The sequence below is a fragment of the Streptomyces kebangsaanensis genome, from assembly GCF_001906585.1.
In the GTDB taxonomy this organism is placed as follows: domain Bacteria; phylum Actinomycetota; class Actinomycetes; order Streptomycetales; family Streptomycetaceae; genus Streptomyces; species Streptomyces kebangsaanensis.
This window is the reverse complement of record NZ_JUJA01000037.1, coordinates 1-18316: the sequence shown is the minus strand read 5'-3', so window position 1 is coordinate 18316 and position 18316 is coordinate 1. Positions and strand designations below refer to the sequence as shown.

General features: G+C 72.1%; 18 protein-coding genes and 2 pseudogenes. 12 read left to right on the top strand and 8 right to left on the bottom strand.

What is annotated here, in order from left to right; genetic code table 11:
• Nucleotides 1-146: 146 nt before the first annotated feature.
• The gene (locus tag RH94_RS04745; RefSeq protein ID WP_073946393.1) at nucleotides 147-2240 is read right to left on the bottom strand and encodes a SpoIIE family protein phosphatase; all 2094 of its coding nucleotides are present in this window, start codon (nucleotides 2238-2240) and stop codon (nucleotides 147-149) included.
• 90 nt (nucleotides 2241-2330) lie between these two features.
• Entirely contained in the window at nucleotides 2331-3302 is a 972-nt protein-coding gene (locus RH94_RS04740; protein ID WP_073946392.1) for an alpha/beta hydrolase, read from the bottom strand.
• 160 nt (nucleotides 3303-3462) lie between these two features.
• Here RH94_RS04740 and RH94_RS04735 point away from each other — a divergent pair, with 160 nt between their 5' ends.
• Nucleotides 3463-4344: an LLM class F420-dependent oxidoreductase gene (locus RH94_RS04735; protein ID WP_073946391.1), complete on the top strand. Its 882-nt coding sequence runs from the start codon at nucleotides 3463-3465 to the stop codon at nucleotides 4342-4344.
• A gap of 63 nt (nucleotides 4345-4407) precedes the next feature.
• On the opposite strand, the gene RH94_RS04730 is transcribed toward RH94_RS04735, so the two are convergent.
• Complete coding sequence (locus RH94_RS04730) at nucleotides 4408-4956, bottom strand: NADPH-dependent FMN reductase (RefSeq protein WP_073946390.1); 549 nt, start codon at nucleotides 4954-4956, stop codon at nucleotides 4408-4410.
• 119 nt (nucleotides 4957-5075) lie between these two features.
• Here RH94_RS04730 and RH94_RS04725 point away from each other — a divergent pair, with 119 nt between their 5' ends.
• On the top strand, nucleotides 5076-5744 hold the full coding sequence (locus RH94_RS04725; protein WP_073946422.1) for a TetR/AcrR family transcriptional regulator: 669 nt from the start codon (nucleotides 5076-5078) through the stop codon (nucleotides 5742-5744).
• A 97-nt stretch (nucleotides 5745-5841) separates the two neighbouring features.
• Nucleotides 5842-6876, top strand: coding sequence for a LacI family DNA-binding transcriptional regulator (locus tag RH94_RS04720; protein ID WP_079188898.1), 1035 nt, complete (start codon nucleotides 5842-5844; stop codon nucleotides 6874-6876).
• 26 nt (nucleotides 6877-6902) lie between these two features.
• Here RH94_RS04720 and trxA read toward each other — a convergent pair whose 3' ends face one another.
• On the bottom strand, nucleotides 6903-7289 hold the full coding sequence (trxA, locus tag RH94_RS04715; RefSeq protein ID WP_073946388.1) for a thioredoxin: 387 nt from the start codon (nucleotides 7287-7289) through the stop codon (nucleotides 6903-6905).
• A 143-nt stretch (nucleotides 7290-7432) separates the two neighbouring features.
• On the opposite strand from trxA, the gene RH94_RS04710 reads away from it, so the two are divergent.
• From RH94_RS04710 to RH94_RS04700, 3 genes are all read left to right on the top strand, one after another.
• Complete coding sequence (locus RH94_RS04710; RefSeq protein WP_073946387.1) at nucleotides 7433-8863, top strand: dihydrolipoyl dehydrogenase family protein; 1431 nt, start codon at nucleotides 7433-7435, stop codon at nucleotides 8861-8863.
• Between the two features lie 274 nt (nucleotides 8864-9137).
• Nucleotides 9138-9581, top strand: coding sequence for a BlaI/MecI/CopY family transcriptional regulator (locus tag RH94_RS04705; protein ID WP_073946386.1), 444 nt, complete (start codon nucleotides 9138-9140; stop codon nucleotides 9579-9581).
• A gap of 6 nt (nucleotides 9582-9587) precedes the next feature.
• Nucleotides 9588-10517: a M56 family metallopeptidase gene (locus tag RH94_RS04700; protein WP_073946385.1), complete on the top strand. Its 930-nt coding sequence runs from the start codon at nucleotides 9588-9590 to the stop codon at nucleotides 10515-10517.
• A gap of 13 nt (nucleotides 10518-10530) precedes the next feature.
• Here the strand turns inward: RH94_RS04700 and RH94_RS04695 are convergent, their stop codons facing one another.
• Nucleotides 10531-10821, bottom strand: coding sequence for a tetratricopeptide repeat protein (locus RH94_RS04695; protein WP_073946421.1), 291 nt, complete (start codon nucleotides 10819-10821; stop codon nucleotides 10531-10533).
• 198 nt (nucleotides 10822-11019) lie between these two features.
• Here RH94_RS04695 and RH94_RS04690 point away from each other — a divergent pair, with 198 nt between their 5' ends.
• The 3 genes and pseudogenes from RH94_RS04690 to RH94_RS04680 form a co-directional block, all read left to right on the top strand.
• On the top strand, nucleotides 11020-11985 hold the full coding sequence (locus tag RH94_RS04690) for a pirin family protein (RefSeq protein WP_073946384.1): 966 nt from the start codon (nucleotides 11020-11022) through the stop codon (nucleotides 11983-11985).
• Nucleotides 11986-12076: 91 nt separating this feature from the next.
• On the top strand, nucleotides 12077-13075 hold the full coding sequence (locus RH94_RS04685; protein WP_073946383.1) for an IS110 family RNA-guided transposase: 999 nt from the start codon (nucleotides 12077-12079) through the stop codon (nucleotides 13073-13075).
• Between the two features lie 1256 nt (nucleotides 13076-14331).
• A pseudogene (locus tag RH94_RS04680) lies at nucleotides 14332-14937 on the top strand (ISKra4 family transposase); the annotation flags it as partial.
• Nucleotides 14938-14979: 42 nt separating this feature from the next.
• Here the strand turns inward: RH94_RS04680 and RH94_RS04675 are convergent.
• From RH94_RS04675 to RH94_RS04665, 3 genes are all read right to left on the bottom strand, one after another.
• Nucleotides 14980-15642 carry a hypothetical protein gene (locus RH94_RS04675; RefSeq protein ID WP_234425541.1) on the bottom strand — a complete coding sequence of 221 codons (663 nt, stop codon included), beginning with the start codon at nucleotides 15640-15642 and terminating at the stop codon, nucleotides 14980-14982.
• Between the two features lie 200 nt (nucleotides 15643-15842).
• Nucleotides 15843-16517 (bottom strand): HAD family hydrolase, encoded by a 675-nt coding sequence (locus RH94_RS04670; RefSeq protein WP_073946381.1) that lies wholly within the window; start codon nucleotides 16515-16517, stop codon nucleotides 15843-15845.
• 36 nt (nucleotides 16518-16553) lie between these two features.
• Nucleotides 16554-17126 carry an NADPH-dependent FMN reductase gene (locus RH94_RS04665; protein WP_073946380.1) on the bottom strand — a complete coding sequence of 191 codons (573 nt, stop codon included), beginning with the start codon at nucleotides 17124-17126 and terminating at the stop codon, nucleotides 16554-16556.
• Nucleotides 17127-17442: 316 nt separating this feature from the next.
• Here RH94_RS04665 and RH94_RS46570 point away from each other — a divergent pair.
• The 3 genes and pseudogenes from RH94_RS46570 to RH94_RS04650 form a co-directional block, all read left to right on the top strand.
• Nucleotides 17443-17727, top strand: a pseudogene (locus RH94_RS46570) (aldose epimerase family protein); the annotation flags it as partial.
• 28 nt (nucleotides 17728-17755) lie between these two features.
• On the top strand, nucleotides 17756-18052 hold the full coding sequence (locus tag RH94_RS46060; protein ID WP_073946379.1) for an aldose epimerase family protein: 297 nt from the start codon (nucleotides 17756-17758) through the stop codon (nucleotides 18050-18052).
• A 77-nt stretch (nucleotides 18053-18129) separates the two neighbouring features.
• Nucleotides 18130-18316: hypothetical protein (locus tag RH94_RS04650; RefSeq protein ID WP_199880869.1), on the top strand; the 187-nt coding region annotated here is incomplete at its 3' end.

Below are 18316 nucleotides of genomic sequence, written 5' to 3'. Positions count from 1 at the left end.
CGAGCGGGGCCCCGCACCCGGCCGCGAGGCCGAGGCGGCACCAGGGCAGGCCGCGACCCGCGACCGCCGCCGAGCACACGGCGGACGCCGGCCGGGCGGCCGGGGGATCCACGTCGCCGCCGTTCGGTGCCCGGTCCGGGTCGTGGTCAGTCCGCGGTGGCCGGCAGGCGGGCGGCGAGGAGGGCGATGTCGTCGCCGCTGACCGTGGACGCCTCTCGCAGGAGGGTGTCGCAGAACGTGCTCAGGGGCGCGCGGGCCAGTTCGGCCGCGTGCCGGCGCAGGCGTTCGAGTCCCTGGTCCAGGTGCTCGGCCGGCCGCTCGACCAGGCCGTCGGTGTAGAGCAGGACGGTGCTGCCGGGTTCCAGGGGCTCGGCGGCACTGGCGCGTGGCAGGCCGTCGGGTTTGAGCCCGCCGAGCATGACGTCCTGGGCGTTCTTCAGGAACCGGGCCCGGCCGTCGGCGGTGACCAGCAGCGGCGGCGGGTGCCCGGCGACGCTGTAGCAGAGCCGCCGGCCACCGCCCGCGGCCTCCTCGATCCTGGCGTAGACGCACGTGGTCAGCCCCTCCTCGGGGCCCAGCAACTGGGTGGCCCTGTCGAGCCGGCGCAGTACGTCCCCCGGGGGCTCCCGCCGGTCGACGGCGATGCCGCGCAGCATGTTGCGCATCTTGCTCATGGTGACGGACGCCTGCAGGTCGTGGCCGGAGACGTCACCGATGATCAGCGCGGTGGCGCCGTCGGGGATCACGAAGGAGTCGTACCAGTCGCCGCCGACCTCGTTCGCGGCGGCGCTGGGCGCGTAGCGGGCCGCGATGTCCACTCCGGGCACCTCGGGAGGGTCGCTCAGCAGGCTCTCCTGGAGGGCGAGGGCGACACGCCGGGTGCGCCGCAGCTCCAGCAGCCGGCCGAAGGCGGGCGCGGTCCGGTCGAGGACCTCCTCGGCCAGGGAGATCTCCTCCGGGCCGAAGGGCTCGCGGTCCGCGGCGTACAGGGCGACGACCGCCTGGATCTCGCCGAGCACGGGCACCGGCAGCAGGGCGACCTCCCGTATTCCGGCGGTCCGGGCCCATTCCGCCGCGCCCGGAGGCACGTCGGTGTCGGTGAGGCCGGCGGGGCCGGCGCGGCGGAGGACGGTACGTCCGTGTCGTACCGCATGGTCGAACGGGCCGCCCGGAAGCGCGCCCCGCAGCCTTCCGTCGGACGGGAAGGACGGCAGGCGGGGGCCGGTCACCGTGGCCACGTGCGTGGTCATCAGCGGGCCCGCTGCCCGAGGGCGTACGCCCTCGGGCAGCAGGTAGGTGCCGCACGCGTCCGCCGGCTCGGGCACGACGACACGCCCCAGCGCCTCCAGCGCCGCCTCGGGCCGGCCCGGCCCGGACACCGCGATCGACGCCCGGCCGAGCAGGTTGTCGCGCCGCTCGCGCAGCCACCGGTCCTCGATGTCGGCGCAGGCACCCACCCACTCGGTGACGTCGCCGTGCTCGCGGACCGGCACCACCCGCAGCGCGCAGTGCCGGTAGGTGCCGTCCCGGTGCCGTATCCGGTAGCGGTGCTCGAACAGGTCCGGCTCCGTGCGCACCGCCCGGTGCCAGTCCTCGGCGAGCCCGGCCCGGTCCCGGGGGTGGGCGCTGTCCAGCCAGCCCGATCCGAGCAGCTCGTCCTCGGGCATGCCGGTGACCCGGTGCCATCCGGAGCTGAACTGGACCACCTGCCCCTCGGGGTCGGCCACCCACACCATCTGGGCGCCGACCTCGACCAGGCTCTGGTAGCGGAGCAGGGCGCGCCGCCGCTGTTCCGCCTGCTCGTGGGCGGCCTCCTTGGCGGTCACCTCACCGGTGACGTCCACGATCACCACCAGCACCCCGCGGTCCCCCGGGCCCGCCGGCTCGCCGGGCGGGGTCTGCAGGGCCGAGCACGACAGGCTGATGTTGAACCACCGGTCACGGATCACTCCCCGCTCGTCCCGCAGGGTCATGGGGCTCCCCGGGCCGATGACGACCGGCTCGCCCGTTTCGTAGACGGTGTCCATGAGCTGGAAGATCTGCTGCTGCTTCAGGTCGGTGAGCAGCTGCCGGGCCGGGACACCGTACTGACGGGCACCGAAGAGGCGCCGATAGGTGTCGTTGGTGTAGACCAGGACCTGCTCCGGCCCACGGCACAGGGCCACGGCCACCGGCGCGGGGTCGAAGACGGTCAGGTCGGGAACGGTGATCGGCTCGTTGCTGTGCGGATCGTCGTTCATGCCGGCCGCCCTCTCGCCTGCTCCGTCCGGCCCGGGTACCCCGTTTCGGGCGCGCGATCGAGCCCGGGCCCGGACGCGTGGCCCGCGTTCTCACCGCCCCAGCAGTCTGCGCAGCCAGTTCAGCTGGGCCGCGTGAGCGGCCCGGGACAGGGCCGCCCCGGGGGCGAGGGCGTCGAAGCCGTGGAAGCCGCCGGGCCAGACGTGCAGCTCGGCGACGCCGCCGGCCTGCCAGATGCGGGAGGCGTAGGTGACGACCTCGTCGCGGAAGGTCTCCGCGGAGCCGACGTCGAGGAAGGCCGGGGGCAGGCCGGAGAGGTCCGCGGCGCGGGCGGGGGCGGCGTACGGCGACACGCCGGGCCCGCCGCGCCGGTCGCCGAGCAGTGCCGTCCACGCGGTCTCGTTCGCCGTACGGTCCCAGGTGCCGACGCCCGCCATCTGGTGGGCGGACGGCGTGTCGTTGCGGTCGTCGAGCATCGGGGACATCAGCATCTGGCCGACCGGCCGCGGGCCGCCCCGGTCCCGCAGCAGCAGGGCCAGCGCGGCGGTCAGGCCGCCGCCCGCGCTGGTGCCCGCGACGACGATGCGCTCCGGGTCGCCGCCGAGTTTCCCCGCGTGCTCCGCCGTCCACAGCAGGCCCGTGTGCACGTCCTCGACCGGCGCGGGATGCGGATGCTCGGGCGCCAGCCGGTACTCCACCGACACCACGACCGCGCCCAGCTGCTTCGCCCGGGCCAGCACCGTGTCCACGCCGAGCCGGTTGTTCCCGACGACCAGGCCGCCGCCGTGCGTGTAGTACAGGACGGGCCGCGCCGCGCCGTCCGGCGCGGCGGTGGGCCGGCAGATCAGCAGCGGGACGCCGGGTGCTCCCCCGGGCCCCGGCACCGTCCGGTCCTCCACCGCGAAGGCACCGCCCATGGTCAGGTCCGGCCCGGCCGCCGCGCCGGCGGTGAGGACCTGCCGGGCGACCCGGATGTCCTGCGGGGTCAGACCCGGCCGCACGTCCCCCACGGCATCCAGCGCGGTGACGAGCTCGGGGTCGAACGGGGGCGGGGCCTGGGTCATGGGCGTCTCCTCGCACGGGGAAGCGGCCGCTCGTGCGGCCGCCTCCCCCGTGTACCCACCCGGACACGGCGGCGGCCGCTCGACCTCGAGCGTGCTCGAAGAACTAGCGTCACAGGAGTCGGTGAGGGCCCTCGGAGAGGGATCGGAGAGGGAGACGGGCATGCGGGTCGGTGTGCACATCAACCGGTTCGGCCACCCGGGCGGCGCGCCCGCCCTCGGTGCCGAACTGGCCGCCGCGGGTCAGGCGGCCGAGGCGGCCGGGCTGAGCTGGATCTCGGTCATGGACCACTACTTCCAGATGGAGTTCAACGGCGGCGCCGAGGCCCCGATGCTGGAGGCCTACACCACGCTGGGCTTCCTGGCCGGGCAGACCTCCACGGTGCGGCTGGGCGCCCTGGTGACCGGAGTGACGTACCGGCACCCCGGGCTGCTCGCCAAGATCGCCACCACGCTCGACGTGCTGTCCGGCGGCCGAGCCGTGCTCGGCCTCGGGGCGGCCTGGTACGAGCGTGAGCACCACGGCCTCGGCGTGCCGTACCCGCCGCTCGCCGAGCGCTTCGAGCGGCTGGAGGAGACGCTGCGGATCTGCCTGCGGATGTGGGACCCGTTCGACGACGGCCCCTTCGAGGGCAGGCACTACCGGCTGGCCGAGACCCTGTGCGTGCCGCCGCCGGTGAGCTCTCCCCACCCGGAGATCATGGTCGGCGGCGGTGGGGAGAGGAAGACGCTGCGCCTGGTCGCCCAGTACGCCGACGCGTGCAACCTGATCCCCTCCTCACCGCAGGAGCTGCGGCACAAGCTGGAGGTGCTGCGCGGGCACTGCGACAGCGTGGGGCGCGACTACGACGACATCCGCAGGACGTTCCTGTACACCGGCGAGGCGGCGGTCGAGGAGGACCTGGACGCCCTGCTGCGCGACCTGCAGGGCTACGCCGGGCTCGGCGTCGACACCGTGATCCTCGCCCCGCGCGCCGGGGAGCTGGCCGGCTGGATCGACCGTTTCGCCTCCCGGGCCGTCAGGCGCCTGGCGGAGCTGGACTGAGAGGTGCCGCGAGCGCGCCGGAGGGGCCGGAGCCCGGGCGGGCTCCGGCCCCTCGCGGGTGGCTCAGGCGGCCTGGGCCTGCAGCTGGGTGACGACCTCGGTGAGCTGCGCGGCGACCTCGGCGTCGTCGACCGGGTGGGTCTCGGCGAAGCGGGTCACGGAGCCGGGGATGGACAGCTTGATGTCCTCGACCACCTTGCCGCCGGCGATGCCCGCGGCCTTGCGGGCCTCGTCCTGCGCCCACACGCCGCCGTACTGGCCGAAGGCGGTGCCGATGACGGCGACGGGCTTGCCGGAGATGGCGCCGGCGCCGTAGGGGCGGGACAGCCAGTCGATGGCGTTCTTCAGGACGGCCGGCATGGTGCCGTTGTACTCGGGCGAGAAGAGCAGGAAGGCGTCGGCGCCCTGGGCGGCCTCGCGCAGCTGGACGGCGGCGGCCGGCACGCCGCCCTCGACGTCGACGTCCTCGTTGTAGAACGGGATGTCGGCCAGGCCCTCGTACAGCACGACCTCGGCGCCCGCCGGGGCGAGCTTCACCGCGGCCTCGGCGAGCTGACGGTTGTGCGAACCTGCGCGGAGGCTGCCGACGAGCGCGAGGATGCGAACAGACATGGGGGAGCTCCAATGGGGGGAAATAGGGCCGTAATGAAACGGACCGGGGTCCGCTTAATTTTCTAGCAGAACAACCGGACCGCGGTCCAGTTTTCTTCCCCATGGCTTACGCTGTCCTCATGTCCCGCGTCCTGCCGCCCTTCACCGAGCCCCAGGAGCCCCAGGAGCCTGTGGCGACACCTGTGTTGCTCGAAATCGGCACCGGTCAGGACGAACCCGGCCTGCGGGCCGACGCGGCGCGCAACCGCGCCCGGCTGCTGGACGCCGCCGCGCGGCTGGTGGCGGAGCACGGCGCGGCCGGCGTCACGATGGAGGCGGTGGCCGCGGCCGCCCAGGTGGGCAAGGGCACGGTCTTCCGCCGCTTCGGCGACCGCACCGGCCTGCTGACCGCGCTGCTGGACCACTCCGAGAAGAAGTTCCAGGCGGCCTTCCTCAGCGGCGAGCCCCCGATGGGTCCCGGCGCGTCGCCCGTGGAGCGGCTGCGGGCCTTCGGCTGCGCCGCGCTGCGCCGCGCCGCCGACGACCTGGAACTGCAGCTGGCGGCCGAGCCCTGTCCGGACCGCCGCTACGTCGTGCCGCCCCGCCGGGTCCGTCACGCCCACGTCGTGATGCTGCTGCGGCAGGCGGTCCCGGACGCCGACGGCGAGCTCCTCGCCCACACGCTGATGGGATATCTCGACCCCCCTCTCATCCACCACCTGACCAAGCAGTGCCGGATGCCGATGGAGCGGCTGCAGGCCGGCTGGTACGACCTGGTCGCCCGGGTCACCCGTACCACGGGGGAGTAGCGGGCCCCGCACCGTTTGGGTTTCAACTTCAGCTCGGCGCCCGGTAGTTGACCCTCCTGACGGGCCGTCCGCGGCTTCTGCCAAGATGCGGTACGTCATGGTGCAGATCCCGAAACCCGCCGCGCCCCCGCCGTCCGTACCGCGCTCGGTGCCCACGAGCGCCGACGTGGCCCGGCTGGCCGGCGTCTCGCGCGCGACCGTCTCCTACGTCCTGAACAACACCAGGGCCGTACGCATCAGCGAGCCCACCCGCCGACGTGTCCAGGAGGCCGCCGAGGAGCTCGGGTACGTGCCGCACGCTGCGGCCCGCAGCCTGCGCGCGGGGCACAGCCGTACGGTCCTGATACCCGCCCCGTCCGTCCCGGCCGGCGCGCTCTACGGCCGGTTCCTGGACGAACTCCAGGGGGCGCTCGGGCGCCTCGACTACACCGTCGTCCAGCACGGCACCGCCGGCCCGCACGGCGACGAGGCCGCCCGGGTCTGGGCGGAGCTGCGGCCGGTCGCCGTCCTGGTGCCCGGCACGGGGCTCGGCCCCCGGGGCGTCGCGGTGCTCAAGCGCTCCGGCGCCCGGGCCGTGGTCACCCTCGGCCCCGAGGCCGTGGAGGGCGCCCACGGCCTGCTCATGGACCACGAGAGCGTGGGCCACCGGGCCGGCGCCCACCTCTACGACCGCGGCCGGCGGCGCATCGGCGTGGTCGTGCCCGAGGAGAGCGGCCTGGAGGTGTTCTCCCGGCCGCGCCTGGCGGGCGTACGACGCGCCCTGGACGGCACCGACGCCGGCGTCACCGAACTGCCCCTCGGCTACGACGAGGACTGCGCGGCCCGCCTCGCCGCCCGCTGGCGCGACCTCGGCCTGGACGCGGTCTTCGCCTACAACGACGAGTACGCGATGCTGCTGATGCGCGCCCTGCAGGACGTGGACGTCCGCATCCCCGAGGAGACGGCCGTGATCGGCGCCGACGACCTCATGCTCGGCCGGCTGCTGCGGCCCCGGCTGAGCACCGTCCACATCGACCTGCCCTCGGGCCGCGACCTCGCCGAACTGGTCGACCGCGCCGTACGGAACCCCGGCGCCCCGCCCGAGAGACACCCGGTGCTGGGCGCGCGGGTGGTCCACCGGGAGTCCAGCTGAGCGGCCTCAGCGACCCTGCCGCCGCCTCACCGGCCCTGCTGCCCGCCCTGCTCCTGCTGCTCGGCGACCGCCTTGCGGACCTCGTCCATGTCCAGCCTGCGGGCCTGCCCGATCACGTCCGTGAGCGCGGCCTCGGGCAGCGCACCCGGCTGCGCGAACACCGCGACCTGGTCACGGACGATCATCAGCGTCGGAATGGACTGGATCCCGAAGGCCGCCGCCAGCTCCGGCTGCGCCTCGGTGTCCACCTTGCCGAACACCAGGTCGGGGTTGTCCTCGGCCGCCTTCTCGTAGACCGGGGCGAACTGACGGCACGGCCCGCACCAGGACGCCCAGAAGTCGATGAGGACGAACTCGTTCTCGGTGACCGTCCGGTCGAAGTTCTCCTTGGTGAGCTCCACGGTGCTGCTCATGACGCGTTCCCTCTTCCTGGTGCGGGCCCCGGGGGGAGGTCCTGGTACGGGGCGGAACCGTCGGCACAACACGGCCGCCCCCGTGGGTATTCCGCGTACGTACCCGTGTGGCCACCGCGCACACCACCCACCAGACTGACCCCATGACGGAAACGGAAACCATCGCGTACGACGTCGTGGTGCTGGGTGCCGGACCCGTGGGCGAGAACGTGGCCGACCGCACCCGCGCGGCCGGGCTGTCCACCGCGATCGTGGAGAGCGAGCTGGTCGGCGGCGAGTGCTCGTACTGGGCGTGCATGCCCAGCAAGGCCCTGCTGCGCCCGGTGATCGCCCGCGCCGACGCCCGCCGCCTGCCCGGCCTCAGCCAGGCGGTGCGGGGACCCCTGGACGCCGCCGCGGTGTTCGCCCGCCGGGACGAGTACACCTCCCACTGGCACGACGACGGGCAGGTGCGGTGGCTGGACGGCATCGGCGCCGACCTGTACCGCGGGCAGGGCCGGCTGGCGGGGAAGCGCACGGTCACGGTCACCGGCGCCGACGGGGAGGTGCGGACGCTGACCGCGCGGCACGCCGTCGCCGTCTGCACCGGCACCCGCGCCAAACTGCCCGGCCTGCCCGGTCTCGACGAGGTCGGGCCGTGGACCAGCCGCGAGGCCACCAGCGCCGAGCGGGTGCCGGGGCGGCTGATCGTGGTCGGCGGCGGTGTCGTCGCCACCGAGATGGCCACCGCCTTCCAGGCCCTCGGCTCCCGGGTCACCGTCCTGGTCCGCGGCAAGGGGCTGCTGTCCCGCATGGAGCCCTTCGCCGGCGAACTGGTCGCCGAGGCCCTCACCGACGCGGGCGCCGACATCCGTACCGGCACCTCGGTGGAGTCGGTGACCCGCGAGAACGGCACCGTGGTGGCCGTGACCGGCGGCGGCGACCGCTTCGAGGCCGACGAGATCCTCTTCGCCACCGGGCGCGCCCCGCGCACCGACGACATCGGCCTGGAGACCGTGGGCCTGGAGCCCGGCTCCTGGCTCTCCGTCGACGACACCCTGCGGGTCGAGGGCAGCACCTGGCTGTACGCGTGCGGCGACGTCAACCACCGCGCCCTGCTCACCCACCAGGGCAAGTACCAGGCCCGGATCGCGGGCGACGCCATAGGGGCCCGCGCGACGGGGGTGCCCCTTCTGGAGACGGACCCGTGGGGCGCCCACGCCGCCACCGCCGACCACCACGCCGTCCCCCAGGTCGTCTTCACCGACCCGGAGGCCGCCGCCGTCGGCCTCTCCCTCGCCGAGGCCGAACAGGCCGGCCACCGCGTCCGCGCCGTCGACGTCGACCTCTCCTCGGTCGCCGGCGCGTCCCTGTACGGCGACGGCTACCGCGGCCGCGCCCGCATGGTCGTCGACCTCGACGAGGAGATCCTGCGCGGCGTCACCTTCGTCGGCCCCGGCGTCGGCGAACTGCTCCACTCGGCGTCCGTCGCCGTCGCCGGGCAGGTTCCGGTCGAGCGGCTGTGGCACGCGGTGCCGTCGTACCCGACGATCAGCGAGGTGTGGCTGCGGCTGCTGGAGGCGTACCGGGGCTGACGGCCGGCCCCCGCGGCAGGCGGCGGCGCGGGTCCGGGCCCGCTCGCGGAGAGGGCCTCGCGCCGGGACGGCACGGCCCCGCGCCCGACCCGCGTGACACGGCCGCCGTCCTCGCAAGCTCGTGCCGCCGCCGGCGGGGGAGAAGGGGCGGAGCCACGGCGCCGCGCCCCTGCCGGGGCCGAGGCGGCCCCGGCAGGGGCGCGAAGCACCCGTGGAGGCGCTCCCGGTGTGAAGTAGCGTGGTGCGACACGCCGACGCCGGAAGGAGGACGGACATGACCACGCCACACCGGCGGGCCCGGCGCAGGCAGGGCGAGCTGGAGGGCCAGGTCCTCGGCGCGCTGCGCGAGGCGGACGGTCCGGTCACCGCGGCCTGGGTGCAGGAACGGCTCGGCGGCGACCTCGCCTACACCACCGTGGTCACCATCCTGACCCGGCTGCTCGCCAAGGACGTCGTCTCCCGCGAGCGCCGGGGTCGCTCCTTCGTGTGGACGCCGACCGCCGACGTGGCACGGCTCGCGGCGCTGCGGATGCGCCGCCTGCTGGACGGCGAACGCGACCGCGAGGCGGTCCTGACCAGCTTCGTCACCGCGCTCCCGCCCGACGACGAGCAGGTGCTGCGCGCCCTGCTGGAGACCGCGGACGCGCAGGGGCCGACGGAGCGGACGAGCTGCGGGAACACCGAGCCGACCGCGGCGGACGGCGGTACGGAACACTGACGCCCCATGGGGCTCTTCGTCTTCCTGCCGCTGGTGCTGCCGCTGTCCGCCTGGCCGGTGGCGCGCCTGGCCGAACTGCACCTCCACCCGCGTACCGCGACCCGGTTGCTGACCTGGGTGGCCGCCGTCATGGCCGGATGCAGCACGCTGTGTCTCGCCCTGCTCGTGGTCGTCGGCACCGCGCAGCTGCCGGGCAACCCGCTTCCGGACGGCTGGGCCGGCCCCGAGGTCAGGGCCGCCGTCCCGCGCGACGGGGTCGCGGGCCGTGCGGCGATCCCCGCCCTGGGACTGGTCGCGGCGGCATGCGGGCGCACCCTGTGGCGCCATGGGCGGGTGACCCGGCGCGCCCGGCGGGCCCTGACCGGACTGCGCGGCGCCCCGGTCGCCGTCCTGCCCGACGCCACGCCGTACGCCTACGCCCTGCCCGGCACCCCCGGCAGGATCGTCGTCACCACCGCACTGCTCGGCGGCCTCGCCCCGGCCGAACGGCGCGCCCTGTTCGCGCACGAACGCGCCCATCTGGCGGCCCGCCACCACCGCCACCTGCTCGCCGTCCACCTGGCGGCCCGCGCCAACCCCTTCCTGCGGCCGCTGCGCTCCGCCGTCGTCTACACCGCCGAGCGCTGGGCCGACGAGGAGGCGGCCCGCGCGGTCGGCGACCGGCGCGTGGTCGCGCGGGCGATCGGCAAGGCGGCCCTGCTGTCGTCCGCCGCGCCCACGCCCACCCTCGCCGCGCTGGCCGCCACCGGGCCGGTGCCGCGCCGGGTCGCCGCCCTGCTGGCACCGGCCCCCGCCGGCCGCCGCTGGCCGCCGGTCTTCACCGCGGTCGGCGCCGCGGTGTGGGGCGCCGCCGCGGGCGCGGTGGCCTCGGCGATGTCCTCGGCGAACTCGGCGGTCACCCTGTTCCTGATCCTCCACACCGCGACGCCGCTCTGACGACCCGTTCCGCTCACGCGTTCCCGAAGTCGCCGGCGAGGGCGGAGGCGATGCGCAGCTGCGTCCCGGCCTCCGCGTGGCGCCCCTGGCGCTCCAGGGTCCGGCCCAGCATCAGCCGGGCGTAGTGCTCCACCGGGTCGCGCTCGACGATGACGCGCAACTCTGCCTCGGCACGACGCAGTTGAGCCGAGTGGTAGTAGGCGCGCGCCAGCAGCAGCCGGGGCCCGGTCTGCTCCGGCACCTCCTCGACCAGCCCCGCCAGCACCCGCGCCGCACCGGCGTAGTCCCGGGCGTCGAAGAACATCCGGGCGCGGTCCCAGCGCTCGGCCGGGGTTCCGTGCTCGTAGTACGTCTCGGCCGTCTCCACTCGCGGCCCCCTTTCCGTTCCTTTCCGTCCAGCTCCTTCCCGCCCGACAACGGACCCCGTTGGTTTAATATTCCACTACTTTCGGGGTTCCGTCGGAACGGCCCCATGGAACCGGAGGGGACTAGGTTGGACGGCATGAGCAATCTTGATCGCGAGGCGGCTCCCACGGTGTGCGGCGGCCGCGGCTTCGTGGTGGCGGAGCCCGTGCGCGAACTCCTCGGCCCCCGGCACGTCAAGCTCGGCGAGTCCACCGAAGTGCGCCGGCTGCTGCCGAACCTGGGGCGACGCATGGTGGGCGCCTGGTGCTTCGTCGATCACTACGGCCCCGACGACATCGCCGACGAGCCCGGCATGCAGGTGCCCCCGCACCCGCACATGGGCCTGCAGACGGTGAGCTGGCTGCACGAGGGCGAGGTGCTGCACCGCGACTCGACCGGCAGCCGGCAGCTGATCCGCCCGGGCGAACTGGGCCTGATGACCTCCGGTCGGGCCATCAGCCACTCCGAGGAGAGCCCCAGGTCCCACGCCCGCTTCCTGCACGGCGCCCAGTTGTGGGTCGCCCTTCCGGACGCCCACCGCCACACCGACCCGCACTTCGAACACCATGCCGAACTGCCCACGGTCACGGCACCGGGTCTGACGGCCACCCTGCTCCTGGGCGACCTCGACGGCGCGACCTCACCGGGAACGGCGTACACCCCGATCACCGGCGCGGACCTGGCCCTGACCCGTGGCACGGACGTACGCCTCCCTCTGAACCCGGACTTCGAGTACGCCGTGCTCTCCATGTCCGGCGAGGCCCACGTCGACGGCGTCCCCGTCCTGCCCGGCTCGATGCTCTACCTCGGCTGCGGCCGCACCGAACTCCCCCTGCGCGCCGAGTCGGACGCGGGCCTGATGCTCCTGGGCGGCGAGCCGTTCGAGGAGGAACTGATCATGTTCTGGAACTGGATCTGCCGGTCTCAGGAGGAGATCGTACAGGCCCGCCGGGACTGGATGGAAGGGTCGCGGTTCGGGGAGGTGAAGGGGTACGACGGGGCTCCGCTGCCTGCTCCGGAGCTCCCGCCGGTCCCGCTGAAACCACGAGGAAGGGTGCGCTGACCTGATCCTATGAGGGCCGGGCCCCCTTCCCTGCTCAGCCCGGCGATGCCTACCGTCCGGGTATGAAACGGGCTCAGGAAGGAGGCCCTCGATGTCTGTCTACGTCGGTATCGACGTGCACCGCAAGCGGTCGCAGATCGCCGTGGTCGACCATGACGGTGCGGTGCAGGTCAACCGGAACGTGCCCAACGGGGTCAGGCCGGTGCTCGGGGTCATCGGGGATCTGCCGATCGGTGCCCCGGTGGCCTTCGAGGCCGCCTACGGCTGGGGCTGGCTGGTTCAGCTGCTGGAGGACTACGGCTTCGAACCGCACCTGGTGCACCCTTTGCGGTGCAAGGCGATCGCCTCCGCGCGACTGAAGAACGACAAGGTGGACGCGGCGATCTTGGCCCAGCTGCTGCGGGCCGATCTGCTCCCCGAGGCCTGGATCGCCCCGGTGGATGTGCGCCAGCAGCGGACCCTGGTGCGACACCGGTGCCAGCTGGTGCGCCTGCGGACCATGCTGCGCAACCGCGTCCACGCCGTCCTGGCGGACTACGGCTGCGACCGCGCCGGCGGCTGTTTCACCGCCCCGGGCCGGGTCTGGCTGGCGGGCCTGGACCTGCCGGACGCCTCACGCCGCGTGGTCGACGACCTCCTGGGCCTGATGGACGCCCTCAAGGAGCCGATTGACGCGCTGGATACGCAGGTGCTCGCCACCGCGCGGGGCGATCCCCGGGTCGCCGCGCTCACCCGGCTGCCCGGGGTGGGCACGCTCACCGCCTCGGTGATCGTGGCCGAGGTCGGTGACGTCACCCGCTTCCCCTCCGCGCGCAAGCTCGCCGCCTGGGCGGGGCTCACCCCCACCGTCCGCGGCTCGGACCTGACCGTGCGGCACGGGCACATTTCCAAGCAGGGCTCGCCCTGGCTGCGGTGGATCTTGTGCGAGGCCGCGCAGAGTGCGAAGCGGTCGCCGGAGTTCGCCGCTGCCTACCAGCGCCTCGCCCACCGCCGCGGCAAGAAGATCGCCACCACTGCGGTGGCCCGCCGCCTGCTGGCGCGCGCCTACCACCTGCTGCGCGAGGTCGAATCCGCCCAGGAGCGCCGATGACAGCAGCCGACGACAACCGCCAGGGGCGGTCGCAGACCCCGGGTGCGCTCGTGTTTTCGCATGAGACGGCCTCCCGGCCGCGCTCGATGACCTGATTGAGCAGCCCGGATCCCCGCACCACGGTCATGGCGCCGGCCGCACGGTCAGGCGCCGAATGGGTGCTTGTGAGACCACTCCGCCGACCAGCTGGTGCTGGGGATGTCAACGACCGCATCGGTGAACATCCGTGACGCTTCCTCGGCATCCATGGTCGACCGCCGCTCGTCGGCCTCCAGCTCGTTCGTCCTCGCCCCGCTCGTCCCTCGCGGGGCTCCGGGCGCTCCAACTGGACCCCTCCCACGCGGCGGTCCCGCAGACAGACACGAGGGAGATCCACGAGGAAAACGCCCGGCAACCCACCGGAAAGCCGCAGGCGAGGACCCTCCACGCCCCTTGACAGGCCCGGCCCTCATGGGTGCGGAAACGTCTGAGCGTCGGCGGCTGGCGGGCGGGAGGCGGTTGGGTACTGTCTCCCACTTTTCGATCACTCGTGGGAGGACGGCTGAGCGGGCTGCGGACCTCAGTGGGGGTGGCGGGCGATTCCATGGTGTGGCCGTCTGTGAGCAGCTGTGGCAGTACTTTTGCTGACCTGATGCTGACTTTGTTGACACCCCGTCAGGTACGGTTGGGGCGCTCTTTTCGCAGCTCTGTCGCACGCGGCGGTCTTTGCAGGTTCGGTGGCGGCCGGACGAGTGCTGACCTGGCGGACGGTTGCGCCGCCCGCCGGCGCGTGAACGTGGCGCTCGCCGTGCCCTGTTGTGGAGAGTCAACAAGTTTTGAGTGCCGTAGTTGCCGGCTGGTAAGCGCCGATCTTCTTGGTTCGATGCGCGCAGTGCTGCGTCTCAACACTGCGGCTGAGTGTCACCAGCAGGTTCTTCGTCTGCTGGTGGTACACGGCTCAGATGTAGCTTGACCAGCGAAAACAGCTCCGATCGCGACAAGCTGCGGACGACTGGTCCGGGTATGGTCCGGATCCTGGATCGAAGTGATTCGTGGTGATGAGCGCTGCTCGCATGTCGCGCTTGTACGACGATGAGTCCCTCGGCACTGCTTCGAGAGGCGACGGCAGGCCGCAAAAGACTGTCCTGACCGGGCTGCACCAAGGCTGTATTCGGCGCTGGCGGGGGCCAGCGGCGGTTTCCTCGGCCCGGTGCTACAACCGTGGCGCTGTCCTCGCAGGACCGCGACGACACCGCGCTGAGAATTCGTTCCGTGGGGCTCGGTTGGCCGAGGCATCGCGGCGGTGGGTCGTGCTGGTCGACGGCGCCCGCCACCAGCTCGACCTGATCAGTGCCGAGACCGGCCGCCGCGGCGTCACAGTCCACGTCCTGCTGGACTTCGTGCACGTCGCCGAGTACGTCTGGGCCGCCGCCCACGCCTTCCACAAACCCGGCACCACCGAAGCCGAAGCATGGGCCGCCGACCGTCTTACCGCGATCCTCGCAGGTCAGGCTGCCCACACCGCCGCCGAAATGACCAGCCAGGCTGAGCGGGAACACCTGCCGGCTGCCCGGCGCGAGGCTGTCGACACCTGCGACCGCTACCTGACCGGCCACCTCGATCAGCTCCGCTACGACACGGCGCTGGAAAACGGCTGGCCGATCGCCACCGGCGCGGTTGAGGGCGCCTGCCGCCACCTGATCGCCGACCGCCTCGACATCACCGGCGCCCGCTGGAGCCTTCACGGAGCGGAAGCCGTACTGCGACTGCGTGCCGTCCTTGCCAACGGAGACCTCGACCGCTACTGGCGCTACCACGCCGCCCGCGAACACGAACGCCTCTACCCCGCACCCGGCCAGCGGAACTACGCACCCACCGCCTGATCCCGGCGGTCGTTCGAAACGAACTGCACCCCACCGCCAGCCCTACTTGGGGCGACGGCGGCCGAGAGCGCGCGCGAGTTCGCCGACCGGCGCCAGCATGTGCCCGCCATCGCCCGCGCACCACCACACAACTTCGCGCTCCCGCTCCGAGCCGTGGACGCCGAGGGCATGCCGGGGGCACACCGGCCAGACCTGCCAGGTCTGTTCGAGCAGGCTCTCCTGGATCATGATCGTCAGGCTGGTCAGTGCCATGGTCGGGTCGTCGCACATGCTCGGCAGGATGTGGCCACCCCGGTTGAGCCTTCCACCGTCGGCAAGGCGGACACCGGCTCCCGCCGGGAACCAGTCCTCCAAGACCTCGATCTCCGGTTCGCCCTCGATCCCACGCGTGGGCAGGTCGCGGGCTATGATCCGCAGCGCGTCGCGCAACGTCTCCAAACGCTCGGGAGCGAGGTCGAAGCCCGGCTCGAAACCCACGTCGTCCAGGATGCGCCAGGCCAGGGCTGTCATCTCCGCCTGCGGCACCTCGGCCGGATTCCGTTCGACGACCTCCAGGATGGCGTCGGTGCAGTGGAACCAGTCGAGCAGTTCGCAGGCGAGGGTGACGACTTGCTGTGGGTCGAGGTTGTCCTCGCGCAGGCCGAGGTAGACCCTTCGCTTCAACTGTTCGGTATCCGCTTCGTACTCAGCCGTGGTGTTGCTCACCGGCTCAGTATCCCGACGCGGCCCGGTTCCCCGCTGCATGGTTTTTCGGCATGACGCCTGACGCACTCACCAGCGGAACCATGACCTCACTACTTGATCGCGGCCGTCACTCGAAAGGAACCGCACCCAACCGTATTTCCGAGCGGGACAGACCCAACCCGATGGCGGTGGCCATGGTTCAGTGATCCGGATGGCACGGGTCACAGGCCGGGGAATGGCTCTTTCAGTGACCTCAGCACGTGGTCGGCTTGCGCGGCGCGCAGTTGCTGTGTGGTGTAGTGGCCGCTGGCGACTCCGACGGCGGTGGCGTCCGCCGCGTGCGCGGCCTCGATGTCGCGTGGAGTGTCGCCGACGACGTACACCTCGGTTCTGGCGAGGGCGCGTCCATGAAGGCGTGCCGCCTTGGCGACGGCCAGGCGTGTCACCTCTTCCCGGTCCGGGGAGTCCGATCCGTAGGCGCCGAAGACGAAGTAGCGGCCCAGCTTGCCCGGTTCCATTTTGAGTCTTGCCGCACCTTCCATGGCGCCGGACACCACGCCCAGAATGGCGCCTGCTCGTCCAAGCCGGCGCAAGGTGTCCTCTGCGCCGTCCAGGACGCGATAGGTCCTGGACGACCAGATTTCCTCGGACAGGTGCCACAGGTAGGCGCTGTAGAGCCGCATCATTTCGTTGTGACTGGGCTCACGACCCAGCACCGCACGGAATGTTTCCCGTCCGACCTGCGGGTCGGTTTCGCCCGCCGACGTGTGCTTGCCGATGTCGGCGGGTACGCCGTGCAGTTGATCGAACGCCCAGGCCCAACTGCGTGCTCCCGCGCCTCCGGTGTGGACCAGGGTCTCGTCGATGTCGAAGAGGACGGCGAGGGGTCCTGTCATATCCGTTCTCCTGCGGCGCGGGGGTAGTGAGGGGTGTCAGGTTCTGGGCGGCAGCACGGTGAGCGCTCGGACGATGTGATCCCGGTACTCTTCCATGAACCTCCGGAGGAATTCCTCCGTACCGCTGTCAGTGACTTCACCGTCGTTTTTGAAAACTTCAGGGCTGAATCTGATGTACGCCTCCGGGGCGTTCATCTGCGGAGAGTTGCAGTAGCTGAGGACGCTGCGCAGGCTCTGCTGGGCCACGGCCGTTCCGATGGAACCCGGCGAGGCGCCGATGACGGCAGACGGTTTGTGCGTGAACGAATTGTCCCCCCAGGGGCGACTGGCCCAGTCGATGGCGTTCTTGAGCGCTCCGGGGATCGAGCGATTGTATTCCGGAGTCACGAACAGGATGGCGTCGGCGGCGGCGATGGCCGCCTTGAGTGCCCTGCCTTCGGGGGGATATTCGCTGTCGTAGTCATAGCTGTAGAGCGGAAGATCCTTGATCGGGATCTCTTCAAACTCCAGTTCAGGCGGAGCCAGCCTGATCAGCGCCTTGGAGAGTGTCCGGTTGATCGACTGGCTGGCAAGGCTTCCAATGATGTACCCCACCTTGTACGTGGTCATTTTTCCTCGATTCGCTGCTCACCCACGCGCGCTTAACACACTGTGCTCAGCGGCCAGATGTTCCCTGACTTGCAGGAAATCACGACGACGGGTAGTCGGCGTTCCGAGGGGATCCAATCGGAGGGGGACTGAACGGCTGGCAGGTGCAACCGGCGCCACGGAGAGCGGGCTACGTGGATGCGGCGGAGAATAAGACGGTGGGAGTGCTCGGCGCACGATGAACCGAAGACGGCGAGGAGAGCCCCGGACCAGCTGCTGACACCGCATCGCCGAAAGCGGTGAGCCAGACGACACCCAGACGATACGGAGAGCGAGCATGGCCGCTCCGTCGGGCACCCAGTACGAGATTCGTCATGGCGAGCAGCTTGTGGTGATCACGGAGGTCGGCGCGGGCCTGCGGTCCTACACCGTGGATGGACGCAGGACCCTCGACGGATACGGGCCGGAGGAGGCGTGCACGGGCGCTCGCGGCCACTCCATGATCCCCTGGCCGAACCGGATTCGCGGGGGACGGTACACCTGGGCGGGCAAGGGACTCCAGCTCGACCTCAGCGAGCCGGAGAAGCTGGGTGCCATCCATGGTCTGACCCGGTGGGCACCGTGGCGGTACCTGGGGGGGCGCCCCCAACTTGGCGGCGTTCGGATATGTGCTTCATGCCTGCCCGGGATGGGACTGGGTGCTGGACTGCCATCTGGAGTACACCCTGGACGCGGAGGGACTCACGGTGCGTACGACGGTGACCAACCGGAGCGGGACGGCTTGTCCTTATGCCACCGGGGCGCACCCCTATCTGAGCGTGGGGATGCCGACGATCGACACAGCGCATTGTCAGGTGCCCGGTGCCGTGTACCTGCCGGTGGACGACGCCGGCATTCCCACGGGTCGGCGCCCGGTCGACGGCTCGCTCTATGACCTGATCCTATGAGGGCCGGGCCCCCTTCCCTGCTCAGCCCGGCGGTTCCTATCGTCCGGGTATGTGCGAGCTCAGGAAGGAGGCCCTCAATGTCTGTCTACGTCGGTATCGACATGCACCGCAAGCGGTCGCAGATCGCGGTCGTCGATCATGACGGTGCGGTGCGGATGAACCGGAACGTGCTCAACGGGGTCAAGCCGGTGCTCTCCGTGATCGGGGATCTTCCGATCGGTGCCCCGGTGGCCTTCGAGGCCGCCTACGGCTGGGGCTGGCTGG

Coding starts and splice junctions, on each gene's coding strand:
- RH94_RS04670 (WP_073946381.1), bottom strand. CDS start 16,517: ATGACAGGACCCCTCGCCGTCCTCTTCGACATCGACGAGACCCTGGTC.
- RH94_RS04685 (WP_073946383.1), top strand. CDS start 12,077: ATGTCTGTCTACGTCGGTATCGACGTGCACCGCAAGCGGTCGCAGATC.
- RH94_RS04720 (WP_079188898.1), top strand. CDS start 5,842: ATGGTGCAGATCCCGAAACCCGCCGCGCCCCCGCCGTCCGTACCGCGC.
- RH94_RS04740 (WP_073946392.1), bottom strand. CDS start 3,302: ATGACCCAGGCCCCGCCCCCGTTCGACCCCGAGCTCGTCACCGCGCTG.
- RH94_RS04710 (WP_073946387.1), top strand. CDS start 7,433: ATGACGGAAACGGAAACCATCGCGTACGACGTCGTGGTGCTGGGTGCC.
- RH94_RS04735 (WP_073946391.1), top strand. CDS start 3,463: ATGCGGGTCGGTGTGCACATCAACCGGTTCGGCCACCCGGGCGGCGCG.
- RH94_RS04665 (WP_073946380.1), bottom strand. CDS start 17,126: ATGACCACGTACAAGGTGGGGTACATCATTGGAAGCCTTGCCAGCCAG.
- RH94_RS04700 (WP_073946385.1), top strand. CDS start 9,588: ATGGGGCTCTTCGTCTTCCTGCCGCTGGTGCTGCCGCTGTCCGCCTGG.
- RH94_RS04695 (WP_073946421.1), bottom strand. CDS start 10,821: ATGTTCTTCGACGCCCGGGACTACGCCGGTGCGGCGCGGGTGCTGGCG.
- RH94_RS04690 (WP_073946384.1), top strand. CDS start 11,020: ATGAGCAATCTTGATCGCGAGGCGGCTCCCACGGTGTGCGGCGGCCGC.
- RH94_RS04745 (WP_073946393.1), bottom strand. CDS start 2,240: ATGAACGACGATCCGCACAGCAACGAGCCGATCACCGTTCCCGACCTG.
- RH94_RS04725 (WP_073946422.1), top strand. CDS start 5,076: ATGTCCCGCGTCCTGCCGCCCTTCACCGAGCCCCAGGAGCCCCAGGAG.
- trxA (WP_073946388.1), bottom strand. CDS start 7,289: ATGAGCAGCACCGTGGAGCTCACCAAGGAGAACTTCGACCGGACGGTC.
- RH94_RS04730 (WP_073946390.1), bottom strand. CDS start 4,956: ATGTCTGTTCGCATCCTCGCGCTCGTCGGCAGCCTCCGCGCAGGTTCG.
- RH94_RS04705 (WP_073946386.1), top strand. CDS start 9,138: ATGACCACGCCACACCGGCGGGCCCGGCGCAGGCAGGGCGAGCTGGAG.